This is a genomic window from Kitasatospora sp. NA04385 (assembly GCF_013364235.1).
In the GTDB taxonomy this organism is placed as follows: domain Bacteria; phylum Actinomycetota; class Actinomycetes; order Streptomycetales; family Streptomycetaceae; genus Kitasatospora.
In genome coordinates this window covers 4,300,482-4,320,584 of sequence record NZ_CP054919.1, presented here as the reverse complement: position 1 = coordinate 4,320,584, position 20,103 = coordinate 4,300,482, and the positions used below count along the sequence as shown (strand labels likewise).

Sequence of the window (20,103 nt, the reverse complement as noted above, 5' to 3'; positions counted from 1 at the left end):
CTCGGGCTGAGCGAGGAGCTGACGCTGAGGGTGTCACCCCGTTTCGTCGGCGGCCAGGGCCACGGGGGCACGCTGGTCGCCGAGCTCGACGGGGCCCCGGTGCGACAGCCCTCGAAGGCCGTGTTCCGGGTCCGGCCGGAGTACGTCGGCTGGCACACCGATCACGTCTTCCGCGCCTGACGGCCGTCCGGCGGTCGGCCGCCCGGCCGTCGACCCGCCGCCCGTCTCCGCGTCGGTATCCGTGTCGGTATCCGCGTTCGCGTTCAGGCCCGCCGAGCGGCTCTCCACCGCGAAGACCAGCGCCAGGACCACGACGGTGCAGGCGAGTTGGGCGAGCGGGCTGATCCGGATGCCGAGCGGGACGGCGGCCAGGACCAATGCGGCGGCCAGCAGGCGCAACCGGCCGGTGCCGAAGGCGAGGATGCGGCGGGCGGCGGTGTTGGCGCCCAGGAAGAGCGCGACACCGCCGGCCAGGGCGAGCGCCTCGGGCAGGTGGATCGGCTCGGTCGGGTGCGCGGTGGCGGTCTTGGCGCCGGTGGCGAACAGGATCACCCCCAGCAACAGCGCGTAGTGGCCCAGGTTGTAGACCTTGATGGCGGTCAGGTTGCGCTGCGCGTCGTCGAGCCGGGCCATCGCACGGACGGCGTGCTCGTCGTCGTCCGCGCCGAAGTACGCCCACCACAGGCCGACGCAGACCGCCAGCGCGAGCATCGCGGCGCCGATCAGCGCCGGGGTCAGCTCGGCCCCGTCGATGCCGACCCCGATGGCGATCACCGACTCGCCGAAGGCCACGATCACCACCAGCCCGTGGCGCTCCACGAAGTGGTCGGCGCGCAGCTGGAAGCGCGGCAGGTCGACCAGGTACGGGATGGCCAGCTGGAGGCCGAACGCGGCCGTCCAGAGCAGCAGTTCGGGCCCGCCGCGGAGGTAGCCGCCGGTGATCACCAGCCCGGCCCCGAGCAGGTTGAGCGCGCCCATCCGGGCCACCGCCCCGGGCCGGACCCCGGCGGTGGCGAACATCCCGGTGTGCACGGCGATCACCAGCAGGTACGCCCAGCCGAAGATCTCCCCGCCGCCTTCGAAGGCCCGCGGCACGCTCAGCGCGATCACCAGGAAGCAGCCCATTCCCAGCAGCATCAGCGCCCGCTGCCCGGCCGTGCGCGGCGGGACGGCGTTGGCCACCCAGATGTAGGCGTCGTACATCCACCAGATCACCGCCAGCATCACCAGCACCCGGGCGAGGCCGCCCGGGGTGAGGTGGTGGGCCAGGCTCGCGGTGAGCTGGGTGATGACGAAGACGAAGACCAGGTCGAAGAAGAGCTCCAGCGGGCTTGCCCGCAGCTCCCCGTCCCCCGTCGGTGCAAGCTCTCGATCGGTCACCGCCCGAGTATCCCAATCCCCGTTCCCCGCACGGCGGGCGGCTCGTTAGGAGCGTTACCGTGGACGGTGCGTCCACCGGTGCGTCCACCGGCCGAGCCGGTCCGCCGTCGTGAAGGAGTCCGTCCCATGGCCCGTTTCCCCGCCACCGCCGCAGTCGCCGCCGCCGGGCTGATCGGCGGGTACGCGACCGCGCGGTTCAGTGGTCGGCGCGAACTGGGCGGCGCGGTGCTGGCCGCCGCCGGGGCGACCGCCGCGGTGCGCTGGGGGCGCCGGTCGGGGGTGCCGGCCGCCGCGGGGCTGACCACGCTGTACCTGGCGGCGTTCGGCGGCTCGCACCCGCTGGCGAAGAAGATCGGCGCCTGGCCGGCCGTGCTGTCGGTGACGGGCGTGGTGGCCGCCGCCTCCGCGCTGGCCACCGGCGACTGACGCCCGGCCGCGCACCGGCTCGACAGCGCGCGAGGCACGCGGGGGCACGCAGGAGCGCGGGAGCACCGGGGAGCCGCGGCCGTGCCCGGCCACCGGATTCGCCGGGTTCGCCAAGGCGACGGCCCGCCGGGTTCAGCCGCCGAACCGCCGCTCGAAGGCCGTCCGGTTCGCCGAGGGCCGGTCGCGGTCCCAGACCGCGAACACCACCCGGTCGAAGGCCGCGCCCCACCCGTCCAGGGCCTGCCCGAACGTGTCCGCCACCTCCGCCGGGTCGTTGCGGAACACCCCGCAGCCCCACGCGCCCAGCACCAGCTCCCGGGCGCCGTGCCGGGCCGCGACGGCCAGCACCCGCCCGGCCCGCTCGGCCAGCACCGGGCCGAGGTCGAACCTCCGCCCGGGCGAACGCAGCACCAGCTGGCCCGCGTTGGGCGCGGGCGAGGTCAGGAAGCCGACCCGGTGGGTGCGCTCCAGCAGCTCCCCCCGGTCGTCCCGGATCACCGGCACGCCGGGCGACCAGATCACCCGGTGGCTGTAGTGCAGGTCGGTGGAGGCGCGGTGCGCCGCGTAGTAGTCCGGGGCCTCCAGCAGGCAGCGGTACAGCAGCGAGGAGCGGCAGACGTCCTCCTCCTGGGCCTTGGCGCCGCGCAGGTACCCGCCGCCGGGGTTGCGCGCGGACGCGAAGTTCAGCACCGCGACGCCGCGCCCGCCGTCCCCCACCAGCCGCCGGGCGGCCTGCATGCTGCCCTCGTCAGTCACCTCGACCACCGCCCCGGCCGCCGACGGCCCCGGGGCCGGTCCGAACTCCACGTCCGCCGGGTACGACACCGTGCCGGCCCGGGCCTCGGCCAGCTCCTCGGCGATCCGCACCACCGCCCCGCTCGGGCTCCGGTACTCGCCCTGGTCGGCGATCTGCTCGTTCTGCGCGGCCACGGCCTTCTGCCTACTGCTCATGCTCCGGCACGCTAACCGCCAACTCCCTTGCCCACCAGCGATTTTCACCCCCGGGAACGCGGGCGGGCCCGCCCCACCGAAGTGGAACGGGCCCGGATCGCACTGCCTGCGGCAGGTCAGTTCTTCCAGCGCGGCTTGCGGTCGCCGCCACCGTTGTAGCCGCCGCGGTCGTCGCGGTTGAAGCCACCGCGCTCACGGTCGCCACCGAAGGAGCGGCCGCCACGGTCGTCACGGTTGAAGCCACCGCCCTGCGGGCGCCCACCGGCACGGTGGTCGTCGCGCCGCGCGAACGGACGGCTGCCGCCACCGGCCTGGCCGCGGTCACGGTCGCCGAAGGAGCGGCCACCACGGTCGTCACGGTTGAAGCCACCGCGCTCACGGTCGCCACCGAAGGAACGACCACCACGGTCGTCACGGTTGAAACCGCCACGCTCGCCACGGTCACGGTCGCCGAAGGAGCGGGCCGGACGGTCACCGAAGGAGCGGCCGCCGCGGTCGTCACGGTTGAAGCCACCGCGCTCGCGGTCGCCACCGAAGGAGCGGCCACCACGGTCGTCACGGTTGAAACCGCCACGCTCACGGTCGCCACCGAAGGAACGACCACCACGGTCGTCACGGTTGAAGCCACCGCGCTCACGGTCGCCACCGAAGGAACGACCACCACGGTCGTCACGGTTGAAACCGCCACGCTCACGGTCGCCGCGGTCACGGTTGTTGTAGGCCGGGCGCTCACTGCGGGCCTCGCGGTAGGACGGGGCGCGCTCCTCGGCGACGGCGGCGGCCGCGACCGGCTCGGTCTCGACGGCAGCGGCGACGGGGGCCTCGGCGTCGGCCTCGGCGGCCGGCTCCTCGTCCTCGATGCCCAGGTCGGCGCGCTCGCGGGCGGCGCGGGCGGCCAGGCGGTCGGCCTCCTCGCGCAGCTCGGTGGCGCGGCGCTGGGCGCGCTCCAGCTCACGGGTGAGCTCGGCGACCTCGCGCTCGGCGGCGCCGGCGATGCCGGACGCGCTCTCGGCCTGGACCTCGACCAGCGAGCGGGCGCCGGTGATCCGGGCCACCTCGGCGTCGAAGGCGTGGTCGAGGATGTGGCGCGAGGCGTCCACGCCCGCGTCCTCCATCAGGCGGAACACGCCGCGGCGCTGGTGCGGCAGCACCAGGGTGACGACGATGCCGGAGCGGCCGGCCCGGGCGGTGCGGCCGGAGCGGTGCAGGTAGTCCTTGTGGTCACCGGCCGGGTCGACGTTCAGCACCAGGTCGATGCCGTCGACGTGGATGCCGCGGGCGGCGACGTCGGTGGCGACGACCACGTTCAGGTAGCCGTCCTTGAAGTCGCCGAGGACCCGGGTGCGGGCGCCCTGGGTCATGCCGCCGTGCAGCGCGTCGGCCTTCACCCCGGCCTCCAGCAGCTGCTGGGCGACCCGGTCCGCGCCCATCTGGGTGCGGACGAAGATGATGGTGCGGCCCTTGCGGGCGGCGATCGCGTTGGTGATCGGCGCCTTGTCCTTGGGCTTCACGACCAGGATGTGGTGGGTCATGGTGGTGACCGCGCCGGCCGACGGGTCGACCTCGTGGGTGACCGGGTTCTTCAGGTAGCGCTTGACCAGGGTGTCGATCTCGTTCTCCAGCGTGGCGGAGAACAGCAGGCGCTGGCCGCCGGCCGGCACCAGGTCGAGGATCTCGGTGACCTCGGGCAGGAAGCCCATGTCGGCCATCTGGTCGGCCTCGTCCAGGACGGCGATCTCGACCTCGTCCATCTTGGCGGAGCCGCGGTTGATCAGGTCGCGCAGGCGGCCGGGGGTGGCCACCAGGACGTCGACGCCGCGCTCCAGGGCGTAGATCTGGTTCGACATCGAGGTGCCGCCGCAGACCACCTTCAGGCGCAGGCCGAGCACCGAGCCGAACGGCTCCAGCGCGTCGGCGACCTGCATCGCCAGCTCGCGGGTCGGGACCAGGATCAGGCCGCGCGGGTGCTTGGCCTTGGTGCGCTCGCCGTCGGCGAGGCGGGTCAGCAGCGGGAGGCCGAAGCTCAGGGTCTTGCCGGAGCCGGTGCGGCCGCGGCCGAGCACGTCCTTGCCGGCCAGCGCGTCCGGGATGGTCGCGGCCTGGATCGGGAACGGGGTGGTGACGCCGCGCTTGGCGAGCGCCCGGACGACGTCGTCGTGCAGGCCCAGGTCACCGAAGGTGATGGTGGGCTCGGTGTCGGCGGCCTCGGCGGCGTCGGTGTCCGCGTCGAGGTCGGTGTCGCTGTCGACGTCGGTCAGCTCGGCGAGCTCCGCGTCCAGCGTGTCGGTGTCGAGGGAGTCGGCGTCGGACCCGTTCGCGGGCATGGCGAAGCGGGCGTCGTCAACGAGAGACATGCAAAACCTTCCGGAAGTGGCACGCGCCAAAGTCCGGGGGTCTGTTGAAAAACCGCCTCTATGCGGTCAGCCACGGATCGCCGGAACGCGCCAAGGGCGCTCAAAGGTGTATGAGGAGCGCCAGCCAAATAGGATCAAACGAACGATCTACCACCATAGGGGAGCCTCCGGATCAGAGGCAAATCCCCTGGTCAGCACGGTCGAACGAAGGCCGGGACGGCTCAGTGCGCCGAGGGCGACCCGCTCGGCGACTCCGGCCCGGGGCCGCTGGGCGTCCCGGACGGCGCCGCCGAGTGCGAGGGCGCCGGCGGGCTGCTCTGCGGGGTCGGCGAGGTGTCCGCCGGGGGCGAGGCGGGCGGCGACGGGGGCGTGGCCGGTCCGCTCGGCGTCCCGGACGGGGCCGCGCTGCTCACCGACGGGGCGGGCACCTGCACCGGCGCGCCCGGCACCCCCGCGGACACCGGCGGCGGGGTGGCCCCGGGCGCCTGGGCCCCGGTGGAGGGCGTCGCGCCGGGTGACGCCCCGTCAAGGCTCAGCGAACCGCCGTGCTCCCCCGGCCTGGCCCCCTGCCGCACGCCCGGCCCGGCGCCCGGCTTGGCGCTGGCCGCCGGGCCGCCCGTCCCGGACGGCTTCACCTGCACCACCCCGCCGGGGGCGTCCGCGCCCACCGACATGCACCCGCCCAGTCCGAGCACGGCCAGCGCCGCCGCCACCGAACCCGCCGCCGTCCGCCGCCCGCGCGCCGACCGGACCACCGCACCCGCCACCATCACGCCACCTCCCGCACGGCCCGCCCGGGGCCGCCACCTTTCCCGGTGCCCAACGCGCGGCCGCCCGCCGGGACACGGGTAGCCCCGCGCTCACCCCCGGACCGCGCGACCGCCCCCGCACCCGCCCGCACCGCCGGCGGCCGGCTTCACCCCGCCCCCGCCCGCCCGCCGTACGCCGACAGCACCGCCCGGGTCGCGCTCGCGGCCGCCCGCACCGCGGCCAGCGCGGCCAGCAGCGTCCCGGCCAGGTAGAGCAGCGCCCGGCCGGGCACCCCGTGCCCGAACAACTGCTGCGCGTCCACCGCGTACGTCGAGAAGGTGGTGAACCCGCCGAGGACGCCGGTCGCCAGGAACGGCCGCAGCAGCGGGTGCGGCGCGCGCCGCCCCTCGGTCAGCGCCACCAGCACCACCCCGATCAGCGCGCAGCCGACCGCGTTGACCAGCAGCGTCGTCCACGGGAAGCCGTCCCGCGCGGTCGGCCGGAGCAGCCCCGCCCCGTACCGGGCGCAGGCCCCGAGCACCCCGCCCGCGCAGACCGCGGCCACCGCCCGGCCCTGCCCGCGCAGCAGCGGCACCGGCTTCCTCGTCGTCATGCTCCGAAGTCAAGCACCCGCCACCGCCCGGATGACCTGGCGCCCCGTCAGCGGAACTCGGACAATGGGGCACGTGGAGATGACCAGGGACGAGTTCGAGGCGCTGGTGTCCGACGCGCTGGACCGCATTCCGCCGCAGCTGGCCGCGATGATGGACAACGTCGCGGTCTTCGTCGAGGACGAGCCCGACCCCGCCACCCCCGACCTGCTCGGCCTCTACGAGGGCATCCCGCTCACCGAGCGCGGCGAGTGGTACGCCGGCGTCCTCCCCGACCGGATCATGGTCTACATGGGCCCGACCCTCCGCCACTGCGAGACCCGCGAGCAGGCCGTCGAGGAGGTCCGCACCACCGTCATCCACGAAGTCGCCCACCACTTCGGCTTCGACGACGACGAACTCCACGAACTCGGCTGGTCCTGACCCCCGCCCCTCCCGACCACCCGCGCCGCGCCGCGCCACATCGCGCCGCGCCGACCACCGGAAACCGTTTTGGCGTTCCCGCCCGGCATCCCATATGCTTCTCGACGTCCCCGAACGCCGGATGATCCGGCCGGAAGGGCCGCAAGCCCTCATCGTCTAGTGGCCCAGGACGCCGCCCTTTCAAGGCGGTAGCACGGGTTCGAATCCCGTTGGGGGTACGCAGTACCGTAGTAAGGTCCTGTGCGGAGCGATCCGCATGAGGTCCCGTGGAGCAGTTGGTTAGCTCGCCACCCTGTCAAGGTGGAGGTCGCGGGTTCAAGTCCCGTCGGGATCGCTCGTCTCGCAAGAGGCGGTGCAGTACGGCCAGGTAGCTCAGTTGGTACGAGCGTCCGCCTGAAAAGCGGAAGGTCGCCGGTTCGACCCCGGCCCTGGCCACAGCAGTGAAGAGGCTCCGGAGCAGCAGCTCCGGGGCCTCTTCCGTGTGCGGCGGGCCCGGTACGCCAATGGCAGTGGTACGCCCGTCCGTCTCCCCCGCGCGCACGGTGCGGGCAGTGCGGGTGTTCTTCCGGCAGGGGCGGGAACCGGTCACTACTCACCGGCTCGGGTGGGTAATTGATGGGTTGTCCGCAATTGCTGGGGATGGGGGCCGGGGTGGAGCGACTGCTGGTGGAGCTGACCGCGGACGGCCTGGTCGTGGTGTCCGAGTGGCGCGGCGGGGAGGCGTTCCCGAGCCAGGTGGGTGAGCCGGTTCCGCTGGAGTGGCCGTTGGACGCCCGGGCGCTGGACGACCTGCGGTGGTACCTGGAGGAGTACCTGCGGGCCCCGTTCGGGGTGTACAGCGAGCGCGGGCCGCGGATCGCCGGGCGGCTGCCGGAGTGGGGGGCCCGGGTGTTCGAGGCGCTGTTCGGGGCGGGGCCGGCCAGGAGCGCCTACGTGCGGGCCAGGGCGCGGGCGCGGACCGGCGGCGGGTCGCTGGAGATCGTGCTGCGCTCCCGGACGCCGCAGCTGCTCGGGCTGCCGTGGGAGCTGATGGCCGACCCGGGCCGGCCGACGCCGGTCGCGCTGGACCGGGTCGCGGTGACCCGCAGCCTGCCCTCGGCGGAGCTGGGCGAGGTCTTCACGGTCGGGGGTTCGCGGCTGCGGGTGCTGATGGTCATCTCCCGTCCGCACGGCGAGGCGGACGTGGGCTACCGGATGATCGCCCGGCCGCTGCTGCACCGGCTGGAGGCGGTGCGCGGGAGCGTGGAGCTGGTGGTGCTGCGCCCGCCGACCCTGGAGCGGCTCGGCGAGGTGCTGGCGGAGGCCCGGGCGGCGGGCCGGCCGTTCCAGATCGTGCACTTCGACGGGCACGGGGTCTTCGGCGAGCCGGCCGGGCCGGCGAGCGGCTGGAACGCGCTGACCTTCACCGGCCCCGGCCCGCGCGGGATGCTGGCGTTCGAGCGGCCGGGCGGCGGCGCGGACCTGGTGCCGGTCGAGCAGGTGGCGCGGGTGCTGGCACGGGCCCGGGTGCCGGTGGTGATCCTGAACGCCTGCCAGTCCGCGGTGATCGGCTCGCAGCTGGAGGCGGCGGTGGCGACCCGGCTGCTGCAGGAGGGCGCCGGGGCGGTCGTCGCGATGGCGTACAGCGTGTACGCGGTGGCCGCGGCCGAGTTCATGGCGGCCTTCTACGAGCGGCTGTTCGCCGGTGACCGGGTGGCCGACGCGGTGGCCGCCGGCCGCCTGCGCCTCGCCGAGCACGACCGGCGCCCCTCGCCCAAGGGCCTGCTGCCGCTGGCCGACTGGATGGTGCCGGTGCTGTACGCGCGCAGCGAGGTGTCCTTCCCCGGGCTGCGCACCGAGCGGGCGGGCGAGGAGTCGCTCGGGGCGGTCCTGGACCGGATCCGCGAGCGCCCGGCGGGCGGGGCCGGCCCCGCCGAGGGGCTGGCCCCGGCGGGCGCGTTCGTCGGCCGGGACGGGCTGCTGTACACCCTGGACGTGGCCGCCCGGCTGCAGCGCGTGGTGGTGCTGCACGGCCCGGGGGGCGTGGGGAAGACCGAGCTGGCCCGGGCGTTCGGCCGCTGGTGCCGGGACACCGGGGCGGTCGACCGGCCCGAGTGGGTGCTCTGGCACTCCTTCAAGCCCGGCGTGGCCTCCTTCGGGCTGGACGGCGTGGTCACCGACATCGGCCTGCACGTGTACGGCGCCCAGTTCGCCCGCCTCCAGGACCCGGCGGAGCGGCGGGCCGTGGTCGAGGACCTGCTGGCGACCCGGCGGCTGCTGCTGCTCTGGGACAACTTCGAGTCCGTCCACACCATGCCCGACCCGACCGCCGCCACCCCCGCCCTGAGCGAGGAGGACCGCGGCGCCCTGCGCGGCTTCCTGGAGCACGTCGCCCGGGACGGCCGGAGCGCGGTCGTCATCACCAGCCGCACCCCCGAGACCTGGCTCGGCGAGGTGCGCCGGATCGAGGTCCCCGGCCTGGAGGCCGAGGAGGCCACCCAGTACGCCGAGCTGCTGCTCGCCCCCTACCCGCGGGCCGGGCGGCGGCGCGAGCAGCGCTCGTTCGGCGAGCTCATGCAGTGGCTGGCCGGGCACCCCGACAGCATGCGGATCGTGCTGCCGCACCTGGACGCCCGCGATCCGCAGGACCTGCTGGCCGGGCTCCAGGGCACCGATCCGCTGCCGGAGCACGAGAGCGGCTCGCTGTCCGCCGGGATCGCCTACTCCTTCGACCACCTGCCCGCCGCAGACCAGCGGAGGATGACCGCGCTCAGCCTGTTCCACGGCGTCGCCGACGCCGACGTGCTGGGGCTCCTCTCGCAGGACCCGGCGGTCCCCGAACGCTTCCGGGGCTGCACCGCGGAGGACTGGCACCGGCTGCTGCGGCGCGCGGTGGAGATCGGGCTGCTCACCGAACTGGGCGGCGGCATGTACCGCATCCACCCGGCGCTGCCCGCCTACCTCGCCGCCCGGTGGCGCCACGAGGAGCCGGACGGCCACGGCGGGCAGCGCCGGGCGGCCACCCTCGCCCTGCTGAACGCCTACACCGACCTCTCGGTGTGGCTGGAGCGGCAGTTGACGGGCGGGAACGCCCAGTTCGCGGTCGCCCTGATCGACCTCCAGCGGCGGACGCTGGGCAACCTGCTCGGCTACGCCCTCGACCACGGCCTGTGGGAGCAGGCCGTCCGCGTGGTGATCCCGCTGGACGCCTACTGGGACATCCGGGGGCTGTTCGTCGAGGCGCGCGGCTGGGTCGACCGGGTGCGGGTCGCCGTCGAGGACTCCGACGGCACCCCGCCGCTCCTGGACACCCCGGCGGGCGCGCTGTGGATGTTCCTGGTCGGGTCCGAGGCCAGCCGGCAGATCGACGCGCACCGGCTCGACCAGGCCGAGAGCACCTACCGGGACATCCTGCAGGCGCTGCGCGAGCAGCCGACCAGCGACTGGCAGCGCGGCCACCTCTCCACCAGCTACCACCAGCTGGGCATCGTGGCGCAGGTCCGGGGGCGGCTGGCGGAGGCCGGGGAGTGGTACCGGCAGTCCATGGCCATCGAGGAGGAGAGGGGCAACCGGCACGGGATGGCCACCAGCTACCACCAGCTGGGCATCGTCGCCCAGGACCGGGGACGGCTGGCGGAGGCCGAGCAGTGGTACCGCAAGTGCCTGGCCATCGAGGAGGAGCTGGGGGACCTGCCGGGGATGGCGGGCAGCTACCACCAGCTGGGCATGGTCGCCGAGGACCGGGGGGAGCTGGCGGAGGCCGAGGAGTGGCACCGCAGGTCGCTGGCGATCAAGGAGGAGCTGGGCAACCTGCCGGGGATGGCGGGCAGTTACCACCAGCTGGGCATCGTCGCCCAGGGGTGGGGGCGGCTGGAGGAGGCCAGGGAGTGGTACCGGAAGTCGCTGGCCATCATGGAGGAACTGGGCAACCTGCCGGGGATGGCCAGCAGCTACCACCAGCTCGGCATCGTCGCCCAGCTCGGCGAGCGGCTGGAGGAGGCCGAGGACTGGTACCGCAAGTCGCTGGCCATGGAGGAGGAGCTGGGCAACCTGCCCGGCATGGCCAGCAGCTACCACCAGCTCGGCCGGGTGGCCCAGGAGTGGGGGCGGCTGGCGGAGGCCGAGGAGTGGCACCGCAGGTCGCTGGCGATCAAGGAGGAGCTGGGCAACCTGCCGGGCATGGCCCGCAGCTACCACCAGCTGGGCATCATCGCCCAGTTGCAGGGACGGCTGGAGGAGGCCTGGGAGTGGCACCGCAAGTCCCTGGCGATCAAGGAGGAGCTGCGCATCCTGCCCGGCATGGCCGCCAGCTACGGGCAGCTCGGCCTGCTCTTCGAGCAGTGGGGCGCCCAGCGGGAGGCCCTGGCCTGGATGGTCAGGTGCGTGGCCTGCTTCGCCGAGTTCCCCCACCCCGCGACCGGGCCGGCGCCCTGGCACCTGCGGCGCCTGGTGGCGGCGCTCGGGTCGGCGGCCCTGGAGGAGGTGTGGCGGGAGGTCACCGGCGAGCCGCTCCCGGCCGCCGTCCGCGAGCAGGTCTGCCCCGAACCGGAACCCACCGACTGACCCGGAAGGAGACCCGTCCCATGACGCACCCGGTCGAAGCGGGCGCCCGAGCCGCGGCGCGGCGCCTGGCCACGCGGCGCACGCCCGCCCTCGCCACCGACGTCGAAGCGGCCCTGCACGCCCGCGGGGCGGCGGACCGGCCCGAGCGGTACTTCGACCCGGTCTCGCTCGGGTCGCTGATCGTCAGCGTCGCCACCCTGGCCTGGACGGTCTACCAGGACCGCCGGAAGGAGGGCCGGGCCCCGCGGCCGGACGTGGTGACCCGGCTGGTCCGGGTCGAGCTCGACCGGGACGGCGGGCGGGACGCCGGGCTCGGCCCGGCCGAGCGGGACCGGATCGTTCGGGTCACCGTGGAGGAGACCCTCCGCGCGGCCGGCCCCGAGCAGCCGCCGGGCTCCGAGCAGCCACCGGGCCGGGAGTAGCGCGGGCTCAGCCGCCGGGCCGGGCCGCCGGTCCCGGGGCCGCTCCGGGGGCACCGGCACGTCGTGCGCGCGCCCCGGTCAGGCGCTCCCCGCGGCCGGGAGGGAGTCGGCGACCGCGCGCCGGGCGAACTCCACCAGGTGGGCGCGCAGGTCGGGTTCGGGCCGGGGCCCGGCGCCGAGGATCAGCCGGGACATCTGGGGCACCGCGCTGGGCCAGGCGGCCAGCGCGATCAGGCCCAGCAGGCAGGTGGTGACCTGCGCGGAGACCTCGGTGCCGAAGGTCTCGGCGAGCGCGGCGGCCTTCCGCTCGTAGTGGGTGGCCCGGCGCTCCTCGCGGGGCAGGGCGTCGTCGCGGTAGTGCAGGCCCTCCCAGAGCGAGAGCCGCACCAGGGCGGGGTTGGCGCGGTGGAAGTCGTACACCCGGCCCACGTACTCGGCGGGGTCGTCGCCGGGGCGCAGCGGGACGGCCTCGGCGAGTTCGTCCAGGGCCAGCGAGACCACCTGGTCGAAGAGCTTCTGCTTGCTGCCGAAGTAGCCGTAGATGCGCTCCTTGTTGACGCCGGCGAGTTCGGCGATGCGGTCCACGCGGGCGCCCGCGATCCCGTGCGCGGCGAACTCCTCCCGGGCGGCGGAGAGGAGCCGTTGCTTGGTGGAGGTCGGGTCCTGGGTCATGCGGTCAGCCTAGGACGGAGCGGCCCCGCCCGCCAACCAACTGGATAGTTGACACCCAACTGGTTGGTTGGTTACTTTCGACCAGCCGCCGCACCTCCCTGCCGACGAACCTCCCGACGGACCTCCCGATGAAGACGAACAGGAAGCGCCCCCATGCCGATCACCGCCACCGCGCCCTCGACCGTCACCACCGCCGTCACCGCCACCGCCGCGCCGCAGGCCGTCCCCTCCGTGCACGTCCGCGCCCTGCTCACCTGGCTGGCCGTCTACCCGGCGATCACGCTCGCCCAGGTCCTGCTCGGCCCCCCGCTGGCGGGCCTGGCCGTGCCGCTGCGGGTGCTGGTCATCACCGGCCTGGTCGTCCCCGCCGTGGTCTACCTGCTGGTGCCCGCGCTGCTGCGGGCCCGGGCCGCCCTGCTGCGCCGCCGGGGCTGAGGCCCGCGGGACGGCCACCCGTCCGGGCGCGGGTCGCAGCGCCGTCCGGCCGGGCCCGGCCGGTAGCGTCGCGACCACCCGTGCGAACGTCCGCGGGCACCCACCGCAGGGAGGTCACCGGTGATCCGGATGCCCCGGGCCGCCGTCGCGGCCGCCGCAACGGCCCTGGTCGCCGCCGCCCTGGGCGCGGCCCCGGCCACCGCCACCGCCACCGGCCGCCCGCCCGCCGACGGCCGGCTGCAACTCCGGTTCGCCGCCGCCGCGGCGGAGTTCCACGTCCCGGAGGGCCTGCTGCTGGCGCTGGCCTACCAGCAGACCAGGTGGGAGTCGCACGGCGGCGAGCCGAGCACCACCGGCAACCACGGAGTGACCGGGCTGACCCGGGTCGACCCGGCCGCCGTCCCGGCCGGATCGGACGGCCCGTGGCTGCACACCCTGGACGCGGCCGCCGCGCTGATCGGCCGCCCCGCCGGGCAGGTCGCGGCCGACCCGGCGCAGAACCTCCGCGCCGCCGCCGCGCTGCTCGCGCACGACCAGCGGGAGTCCGGCCGGGCCGTGAGCGCCGACCCGGGCGACTGGTACCGAACGGTGGCCGGGTTCGGCGGCGGCGACGAGCGGAACCCGTTCGCCGACCGGGTGTTCGCGACCCTGCGCACCGGCGCCGAGCGCACCACCGCCGACGGCCAGCACGTCCGGCTGGCCGCCGCGCCCGCCGTGCGCCCGACCGGCCGGACCGCCCGGCGCCCCGCGCCGCCGACGCCGCCGCGGACTGCCCGGCCGGTCTGGACTGCGACGTCCGCCCGGCCGCGTACGCCCTGACCGACCCGAAGGACCCGACCTCGTACGGGAACTACACCAGGGCGAACCGCCCGGACGACGGCCAGCGGATCCGGTACGTCGTGCTGCACGACACCGAGGGCGGCTACGACGGCTCGCTGGCCGCCTTCGCCAACCCCCGCAGCCAGGCCAGCGCACACTACCTGGTGCGCTCCTCGGACGGGCACGTCACCCAGCTGGTGGCCAACCGGGACGTCGCCTGGCACGCCGGGAACAAGACCTTCAACATGCACGGCATCGGCATCGAGCACGAGGGCTACGCCTTCCCGAAGGACCGGCCGACCTGGTACTCCGAGCAGCTGTACCAGTCCTCCGCCGCGCTGGTACGGCACCTGGCGGCGCGCTACGGCATCCCGCTGGACCGGGAGCACGTCCTCGGGCACGACGACGTCCCCGGGCCGGTGCAGGCGAACGTGGCCGGGATGCACTGGGACCCGGGCACCTTCTGGGACTGGGCGCACTACCTGGAGCTGCTGGGCGCCCCGCTGCCCGGCCCGGCCGGACGGCCCGCCGTCGGCGCGGTGGTCACCGTCTCCCCCGCGTTCGACACCAACCGCCCTCCGGTGAACGGCACTTCGGATCGCCCGGAGAACTTCGTCTACCTGCGCACCGGCCCGTCCGCCGACGCCCCGCTGCTGAACGGCGGCACCCGGGACGCCGCCGACTGGCGCGACAAGGCGGTCACCGGCACCCACTACGTGGTGGCGGACACCGCCGACGGCTGGACGGCGATCTGGTACGGCGGGCAGAAGGCGTGGTTCGCCGACCCCGCCGATTCGGTCGGCGCCCCCGACACCCGCCCCGGCCGGACGGTGCTCACCCCGCGCCCCGGCGCGGCCTCGATCCCGGTGTACGGCCGCGCCTACCCGGAGGCCGCCGCCTACCGGCAGCACCCCTCGATCCCCGTCCAGCAGGTGGTGCCGCTGTCGGCGACCGTCCCGGCCGGGCAGGCGTACCCGGCCGCGGACGCCGAGCCGGTGCCGGGCGACTTCTACTACGCGCGGAACATCGACGGCGACGCCCCGGAGGACCGCACCCTGGTGGTCGGCTGCGACGCCTACTACCCGATCCGCTACGACCACCGGCTGGCCTACCTCAAGTCGACCGACGTGCAGGGCGGTCCGGCGGCCCCGGGCTGCCCCGGAAACTGAGCTGCCGTCCGGCCGCCCCCTCGCCTAGAGTCCGCCACATGACGACGAACTGGACGGGGGTCCGGGCCCGGGTGACCGCCCTCCGGCCGCACCGCGGCCGGGCCTTCGGCTCCGGACGGCACGGCTTCGCCCTGGCCGACCCGCTGACCGAATCCCAACTCCGCGATGCCGAACGATATTTGGGCGTCACCCTGCCCGCCGAGTACCGCACTTTCCTGGCCGAGGTCGGTGCGGGCGGCGCGGGCCCGGACTACGGCCTGTTCCCGCTGGCCGCCACCCCGGACGGCTGGGGCTGGCCGGGGCAGTACGACGACGAACCGGCCGACCTGGCGGCGGAGTTCCTCTCGGTGACGGAGCGCGAACGGCTGGACGCGGAGCACTCCGCCCGCGAGCCCCGGGAGGCGGACTTCGCCGACCCGGAGGCCCACCTGGCCGCGTTCCGGGCCTGGGACGACGAGTGGGAGACGCTGCGCCGCCGGATGACGGCGGGCTCGGTGCAGATCGGCGAGCAGGGCTGCGGCTACTCCTCCTGGCTGGTGGTCTCCGGCCCGCACCGGGGCAGCGTCTGGGAGGACGGCTTCGCCGCGGACGCGCTGATGTCGCAGCTCGCCCCGGACTTCCGCACCTGGTACCTCGACTGGCTGGCCCGCGCCGAGGTGGAGTCCCGCGGGCGGCGCTGAGCGGCGGACGGCGGGCGCTACTTCCGGCGCAGCGCCTTGCGGGTGTTGCGCACCCGGCGGTGCAGGCGCTGGACGTTGGCCAGGGTGTGCACCCGCCCGGCCACGGTGAGGCGGTACTTGAGGCGCAGGAAGCGCGGCAGGGCGTCGATCCGGTCGTCCCCTATGGCGCTGATCAGCCGGGTGACGTGCCGGTGGTAGGCGTACCGGTAGTCGTGGTCGCCCTCGGGGACGGTCCAGAAGAACATCGGGATCTCCTCGACCAGGGTGTTGTGGTCGTAGGCCCGCAGGTGCTCGCGGAAGACGGGTTCGGGCCGGTCGAGCAGCCAGCCGCGGACGAGCTCGATCGAGCGGACCCGGTCGGCCAGGCCGCGCGGGTCGGTGCGGCGCTGGGTGATCGAGCGGTCGCCGTCCTCGCGGATCCGCCAGTGGTAGACCGGCTCGGACAGCACGTCGACGCTCTTCGCCAGGAAGTGGTGCGGGACGCTGACCGGGGCGTCCTCGTAGAGCATGCCCTCGGGGTAGTCCAGGCCGGCGGCGTCGTAGAAGGAGCGCCGGTAGACCTTGTTCCAGGCGGTGCGGTCGGTGACCAGCCCGGGCAGTTCGCCGACGTGGGTGCGCAGCCTGGTCTCGGCGAACGGGCGGACGTGCACGTGCGAGGGCTCCAGGCCGGCGGTGCGCAGCCGCAGCACGTTGCCGGTGGCGAAGTCGGAGCCGGTGCCGTCCAGGGTGTCGACCATCAGCCGGTAGGCGTTCGGCGGCACCACGTCGTCGCTGTCGACGAAGGCCAGGTACTCGGCGCCGGGGGCGAGGTGGCGCACGCCGGTGTTGCGGGCCGCGCCGAGGCCCCGGTTCTCCTGCCGGACCAGCCGGAACCTGGGGTCGCGCGCGGCGTACGCCTCGGCGATGGCGGCGCTGGTGTCGGTGGAGCCGTCGTCGACCATGACGCACTCCAGGTCGGCGAACGCCTGGTCGGCGATCGAGTCCAGGCAGGCGGCGAGGTAGCGCTCGACGTTGTACACCGGGACGACGACGGAGAGACGGGGTGCCATCGGCTGCGCGCGCCTTTCGGGCCGGGCGCCCGAATTGGCTGGCGGAAATGCCGCCGGGCGCGGACGCGCGCAGCCTATCCGGCCCGAACTACCGTGCCGGAAACGGCGGGTGAAGCGAAAGTAGCGGAATCGGCCGCTCCGAACATCCGGCAGATGGCGGACGGCGGATGGTGGACGGCAGTCGGCGGACGGCGGAAAAGCGGCACCGCGACGCGGGGGACCACCGAGCGCCGCTGCCCACCCCCGTGGGGCAACGGCGCCCGAGCATCCGGACACCGATCCTGCCGACCGGCTCCACGGTGTGTCAACTATCGTGGATTCTTTCCCGGCGATCCGATCCCCGGCCGGACCGGTCGCCACGTTTTCCGCACGATTCCACCAACGATCGTGCAGAACGGGATGGATGAGGGATACGCCCGGGGGTAAGGACCCTCTATGATCCGGCACATGCCCCAGGACACATCCCGCGCCGAAGCCCCGGACTTCGCCAGCCGCTTCCGGCGCCTGATAGCGGTGATCTACCCCAAGGACCTCGGCCGCCCCTGGCGGGACACCGAAATCGCCGAAGGCACCGGCCTGAGCGGCACGTACATCGGCAACCTGCGCAAAGGCACCCAGAAACCGAGCCTGGAGAACGCCGTCCGGATCGCGAAGTTCTTCGGCGTCCCGCTCGACTACTTCTCCGACTCGGAGACCGCCCACGCCGTGGAGCAGGACCTGCGCAAGATCGAGGCCCTGCGGGACGCCCGGGTCGAGCGGATCGCGATGCGCGCGGCCGGGCTGCCGCCGGAGATGCAGGACGCCGCACTCACTATTGTGGAGCAGTTGCGGCGGGCCGTCGGCCTGACCGACGGGCAGCCGGGCGAGGCCGGCCCGAAGACGTGACGGAGCGCCAGCAGGTGCCGCTGGGACACTGGCGGTTGCCGGAAGGGGTCGACGTGCGGGGTGTGGGGAGCGGACTGGGGCGGACCCGCCGACGGATGCGGGCGGTGGCGCGCGAACTGCGCCTGCCACCGCTGAGCACCGTCGAGGAGTTGTGCACCGCGGTCTCCGCCCACCTGGACCGCCCGATCCGGATCGCCCCGCGCCGGATGCGGGTGGGCGAGCCGTCCGGCTTCGTCGAACGGCTCCCCGCCGAGGACGTCGTCCACGTCGAGCAGGAGACCTCCGGACTGCACCGGGCGCACATCATCTGCCACGAACTGGCCCACCTGCTGTGCGGCCACCTGACCGCCCCCGCGCTCCTCGACCAGGGCGCCGGGGAGGTCGAACTGCCCACCATCGACCCGGACATGGTCCGGCTGGTGCTCGGCCGCTCGCACTACGACGACGCCGCCGAGGAGGAGGCAGAGGTCCTCGGCGCCGAACTGATGCGCATCCTGGTGCTCGCCCCCGGCGCCGGCACCACCTCCCAGCTCGCCCCCGCGCTGGAGCACCGCAAAGGACAGCATGTCTGAACTGCCGTACAACCTGGTCTACTTGGGTATCGGCAGCGCCGCCTGGCTGGTCGCCGCCCTGAAGCTCAGGGCCTGGCGGCGCGATCCCTCCTTCGGACTGCTGGTGGTCGCCCTGGCCATCGCCTCCCCCTCCACCGCCTTCCTGCTCGCCTCCCCGCTGCTGTACCGGGCCGTCGGGAGCCTCAGCGGCGTCGGCAACCTCGCCACCCTGTTCGTCTACCTCGGCATCGTCGGCTTCTCCGCCGCCGCCGTGGTCCTCGCCCTGGTCTGGACCCCGCCCGAGGAACGCGCCGGCACCCAGGTCTGGGCCCCGCTGGACGACCGGCTGCGGCAGCGGGTGCGCCGCCGCACCGCCGTCTTCGCCGCCCTCGTCCCCGTGCTGGCCGCGCTCTTCCTGGCCGGCGGACCGTACCGGCCCGAAACGCCGCTCACCTTCGACACCACCTTCGCCCCGCGCACCGCCACCGCCCTGTTCCTCGCCCTCTACCAGGGCCTGTTCGCCTACGCCCTGATCGACATCGGCCGGGTCTGCCTCGGCCACGCCGCCCGGCTCCCGGACGGCTGGCTGCGCCGCGGCATCCGGCTGATCGCCCTGGGCGCGCTCACCGCCTGCGGCTACGTGGTGTGCAAGATCGCCGCCATCGCCCTCGCGTACGCCGGGGTGGACGGCGCCGAGTGGCTCAGCACCGCGCTCGGCCCGGCCTTCGCCGCCCTCGGCGCGATCGGCATCACCTGCGGCTTCGCCGGCCCGGCCGGTGCCGCCTGGGCCGTCCGCCGCCGCGACTTCCGCGCCCTGCGCCCGCTCTGGGACCTGGTCTACCGGGCCGACCGCCGCCTCGCCCTGGAGGGCCCGCCCTCCCCCGCCTGGCGCGAGCGCATCGCCCTGCGCGACCTGGAGTGGCGCACCACCCGGCGCGGCCTGGAGATCCGCGACGGCCAGCTGACCCTCCGCCCGTTCGTCGACCCCGCCGCCGTGCACGCCGCGCAGCGCCTGGCCGGCCGCGCCTCGCTCGCCCCCACCCACCGGGACGCGCTGGTCGTCGCCACCGCGATGCGCTCCGCCGTCACCGCGCTGGCCACCGGTGCCGTCCCCCGCCCCCGCGAGGAGCAGCCCGCCCTGCCCGGTCTGGACGCCGCCCCCGCCGAGGAGCGCGCCCACCTGGTCCTGGTCGCCGCCTACCTGCGCTCCCCGCTGCTGGAACGCGCCCTGGACCCGCGCGGATGAACCCCCCGCCACCGGCGCGGGACGCCTTCGCCGCCCTCGTCCTGCACCGCCGCCCGCAACGCGCCCGGGTCGGTCTCACGCTCGGCTTCGTCCGCACCTTCGCCGTCCCCGAGATCGCCGAAGTCCTGGCCGGCACCGGCAGGTTGGCCGCCGCCCCGAAGGCCCGGGCGAAGGCCACCGGCGCCATGATGTTCGCCCTGATCGGCCACGGCGTCGACAGCCCCGCCGGGCGGGGGATCGTCGCCGAACTCGCCGCGATGCACCGGATTCCCGGCGTGGACGAGGAGGTGATGCGCTACGTCCTGGCCTGCTTCACCGTCTGCCCGGTCGAGTCCGCCGCCGCCACCCCCGCCGAACGCGAAGCGGCCGCCGCCTTCGCCGCCGAACTCGCCGCGGCGCTGCGGCTGCCACCGCCGGCCGGGCCCACCCTGGCCGAGACCGCCGCCTGGATGCGGGAGTTCGAGGCCGCCAGGTTCGCACCCAGCGAGGCCGGCCGCCGTCTCTGGGACGCCGTCGCCCCGCTCTTCGCCGCCCGCCTCCCCGGCCCCCTCGCCCGCCACGCCCCCGCCTTCGCCGCCGCCCTCCTCGACGCCCCGCTCCGCACGGCCTTCGCCGTCCCCCGCCCGCCCCTCCCCCTCCGCGCGGCCGCCCGCCTCGCCTTCCGCCTCACCCGCTGAGAGCACCTCGGCAGAAACGACGGGATGCGACATCAGGGGCTCGGGGAACGGCGAGTCCGTG

At 74.9% G+C, this 20,103-nt stretch carries 19 protein-coding genes and 3 tRNA genes; 15 read left to right on the top strand and 7 right to left on the bottom strand.

The window, feature by feature from the left end; all coding sequences use genetic code 11:
• Window positions 1–33 precede the first annotated feature (33 nt).
• Complete coding sequence (locus HUT16_RS19370; protein WP_176189390.1) at window positions 34–1,380, bottom strand: low temperature requirement protein A; 1,347 nt, start codon at window positions 1,378–1,380, stop codon at window positions 34–36.
• 126 nt (window positions 1,381–1,506) lie between these two features.
• On the opposite strand from HUT16_RS19370, the gene HUT16_RS19365 reads away from it, so the two are divergent.
• Window positions 1,507–1,806, top strand: coding sequence for a hypothetical protein (locus HUT16_RS19365; protein WP_176189389.1), 300 nt, complete (start codon window positions 1,507–1,509; stop codon window positions 1,804–1,806).
• Window positions 1,807–1,938: 132 nt separating this feature from the next.
• Here the strand turns inward: HUT16_RS19365 and HUT16_RS19360 are convergent, their stop codons facing one another.
• The 4 genes from HUT16_RS19360 to HUT16_RS19345 all read right to left on the bottom strand — a co-directional run bounded on the left by HUT16_RS19360 (window position 1,939) and on the right by HUT16_RS19345 (window position 6,474).
• Window positions 1,939–2,757 carry a TIGR02452 family protein gene (locus HUT16_RS19360; protein ID WP_176189388.1) on the bottom strand — a complete coding sequence of 273 codons (819 nt, stop codon included), beginning with the start codon at window positions 2,755–2,757 and terminating at the stop codon, window positions 1,939–1,941.
• A gap of 116 nt (window positions 2,758–2,873) precedes the next feature.
• A complete protein-coding gene (locus HUT16_RS19355; RefSeq protein ID WP_176189387.1) occupies window positions 2,874–5,111 on the bottom strand; it encodes a DEAD/DEAH box helicase in 2,238 nt (745 codons plus the stop codon).
• 221 nt (window positions 5,112–5,332) lie between these two features.
• The gene (locus HUT16_RS19350; RefSeq protein ID WP_176189386.1) at window positions 5,333–5,881 is read right to left on the bottom strand and encodes a hypothetical protein; all 549 of its coding nucleotides are present in this window, start codon (window positions 5,879–5,881) and stop codon (window positions 5,333–5,335) included.
• Window positions 5,882–6,027: 146 nt separating this feature from the next.
• Window positions 6,028–6,474: a CrcB family protein gene (locus tag HUT16_RS19345; protein WP_176189385.1), complete on the bottom strand. Its 447-nt coding sequence runs from the start codon at window positions 6,472–6,474 to the stop codon at window positions 6,028–6,030.
• Between the two features lie 79 nt (window positions 6,475–6,553).
• Here HUT16_RS19345 and HUT16_RS19340 point away from each other — a divergent pair, with 79 nt between their 5' ends.
• From HUT16_RS19340 to HUT16_RS19315, 6 genes are all read left to right on the top strand, one after another.
• Window positions 6,554–6,895: a metallopeptidase family protein gene (locus HUT16_RS19340; RefSeq protein ID WP_176192757.1), complete on the top strand. Its 342-nt coding sequence runs from the start codon at window positions 6,554–6,556 to the stop codon at window positions 6,893–6,895.
• Between the two features lie 145 nt (window positions 6,896–7,040).
• Window positions 7,041–7,113, top strand: a tRNA-Glu gene (locus tag HUT16_RS19335).
• A 42-nt stretch (window positions 7,114–7,155) separates the two neighbouring features.
• Window positions 7,156–7,229: transfer RNA gene (locus tag HUT16_RS19330), tRNA-Asp, on the top strand.
• Between the two features lie 27 nt (window positions 7,230–7,256).
• Window positions 7,257–7,330 (top strand) — tRNA-Phe (locus HUT16_RS19325).
• A 216-nt stretch (window positions 7,331–7,546) separates the two neighbouring features.
• Entirely contained in the window at window positions 7,547–11,437 is a 3,891-nt protein-coding gene (locus tag HUT16_RS19320; protein WP_176189384.1) for a tetratricopeptide repeat protein, read from the top strand.
• A 20-nt stretch (window positions 11,438–11,457) separates the two neighbouring features.
• Complete coding sequence (locus HUT16_RS19315) at window positions 11,458–11,859, top strand: hypothetical protein (RefSeq protein ID WP_176189383.1); 402 nt, start codon at window positions 11,458–11,460, stop codon at window positions 11,857–11,859.
• A 78-nt stretch (window positions 11,860–11,937) separates the two neighbouring features.
• On the opposite strand, the gene HUT16_RS19310 is transcribed toward HUT16_RS19315, so the two are convergent.
• Window positions 11,938–12,531, bottom strand: coding sequence for a TetR/AcrR family transcriptional regulator (locus HUT16_RS19310; protein WP_176189382.1), 594 nt, complete (start codon window positions 12,529–12,531; stop codon window positions 11,938–11,940).
• 153 nt (window positions 12,532–12,684) lie between these two features.
• On the opposite strand from HUT16_RS19310, the gene HUT16_RS19305 reads away from it, so the two are divergent.
• The 4 genes from HUT16_RS19305 (at window position 12,685) to HUT16_RS19295 (ending at window position 15,634) form a co-directional block, all read left to right on the top strand.
• Window positions 12,685–12,966 carry a hypothetical protein gene (locus HUT16_RS19305; protein ID WP_176189381.1) on the top strand — a complete coding sequence of 94 codons (282 nt, stop codon included), beginning with the start codon at window positions 12,685–12,687 and terminating at the stop codon, window positions 12,964–12,966.
• A gap of 120 nt (window positions 12,967–13,086) precedes the next feature.
• Complete coding sequence (locus tag HUT16_RS38295; protein WP_254897881.1) at window positions 13,087–13,785, top strand: hypothetical protein; 699 nt, start codon at window positions 13,087–13,089, stop codon at window positions 13,783–13,785.
• A gap of 80 nt (window positions 13,786–13,865) precedes the next feature.
• The gene (locus HUT16_RS38290) at window positions 13,866–14,954 is read left to right on the top strand and encodes an N-acetylmuramoyl-L-alanine amidase (RefSeq protein ID WP_254897880.1); all 1,089 of its coding nucleotides are present in this window, start codon (window positions 13,866–13,868) and stop codon (window positions 14,952–14,954) included.
• Between the two features lie 38 nt (window positions 14,955–14,992).
• The gene (locus HUT16_RS19295; protein ID WP_176189380.1) at window positions 14,993–15,634 is read left to right on the top strand and encodes an SMI1/KNR4 family protein; all 642 of its coding nucleotides are present in this window, start codon (window positions 14,993–14,995) and stop codon (window positions 15,632–15,634) included.
• Window positions 15,635–15,651: 17 nt separating this feature from the next.
• Here the strand turns inward: HUT16_RS19295 and HUT16_RS19290 are convergent, their stop codons facing one another.
• Complete coding sequence (locus HUT16_RS19290; RefSeq protein WP_176189379.1) at window positions 15,652–16,683, bottom strand: glycosyltransferase; 1,032 nt, start codon at window positions 16,681–16,683, stop codon at window positions 15,652–15,654.
• A gap of 447 nt (window positions 16,684–17,130) precedes the next feature.
• Between HUT16_RS19290 and HUT16_RS19285 the strand changes: the two genes are divergently transcribed.
• The 4 genes from HUT16_RS19285 to HUT16_RS19270 all read left to right on the top strand — a co-directional run bounded on the left by HUT16_RS19285 (window position 17,131) and on the right by HUT16_RS19270 (window position 20,042).
• The gene (locus tag HUT16_RS19285) at window positions 17,131–17,568 is read left to right on the top strand and encodes a helix-turn-helix transcriptional regulator (RefSeq protein WP_176189378.1); all 438 of its coding nucleotides are present in this window, start codon (window positions 17,131–17,133) and stop codon (window positions 17,566–17,568) included.
• A gap of 104 nt (window positions 17,569–17,672) precedes the next feature.
• Complete coding sequence (locus HUT16_RS19280; RefSeq protein WP_176189377.1) at window positions 17,673–18,140, top strand: hypothetical protein; 468 nt, start codon at window positions 17,673–17,675, stop codon at window positions 18,138–18,140.
• The gene (locus HUT16_RS19275; RefSeq protein ID WP_176189376.1) at window positions 18,133–19,365 is read left to right on the top strand and encodes an MAB_1171c family putative transporter; all 1,233 of its coding nucleotides are present in this window, start codon (window positions 18,133–18,135) and stop codon (window positions 19,363–19,365) included. Before HUT16_RS19280 ends, HUT16_RS19275 begins: the two co-directional genes overlap by 8 nt.
• Complete coding sequence (locus HUT16_RS19270; protein WP_176189375.1) at window positions 19,362–20,042, top strand: DUF2236 domain-containing protein; 681 nt, start codon at window positions 19,362–19,364, stop codon at window positions 20,040–20,042. Before HUT16_RS19275 ends, HUT16_RS19270 begins: the two co-directional genes overlap by 4 nt.
• Window positions 20,043–20,103: the final 61 nt, after the last annotated feature.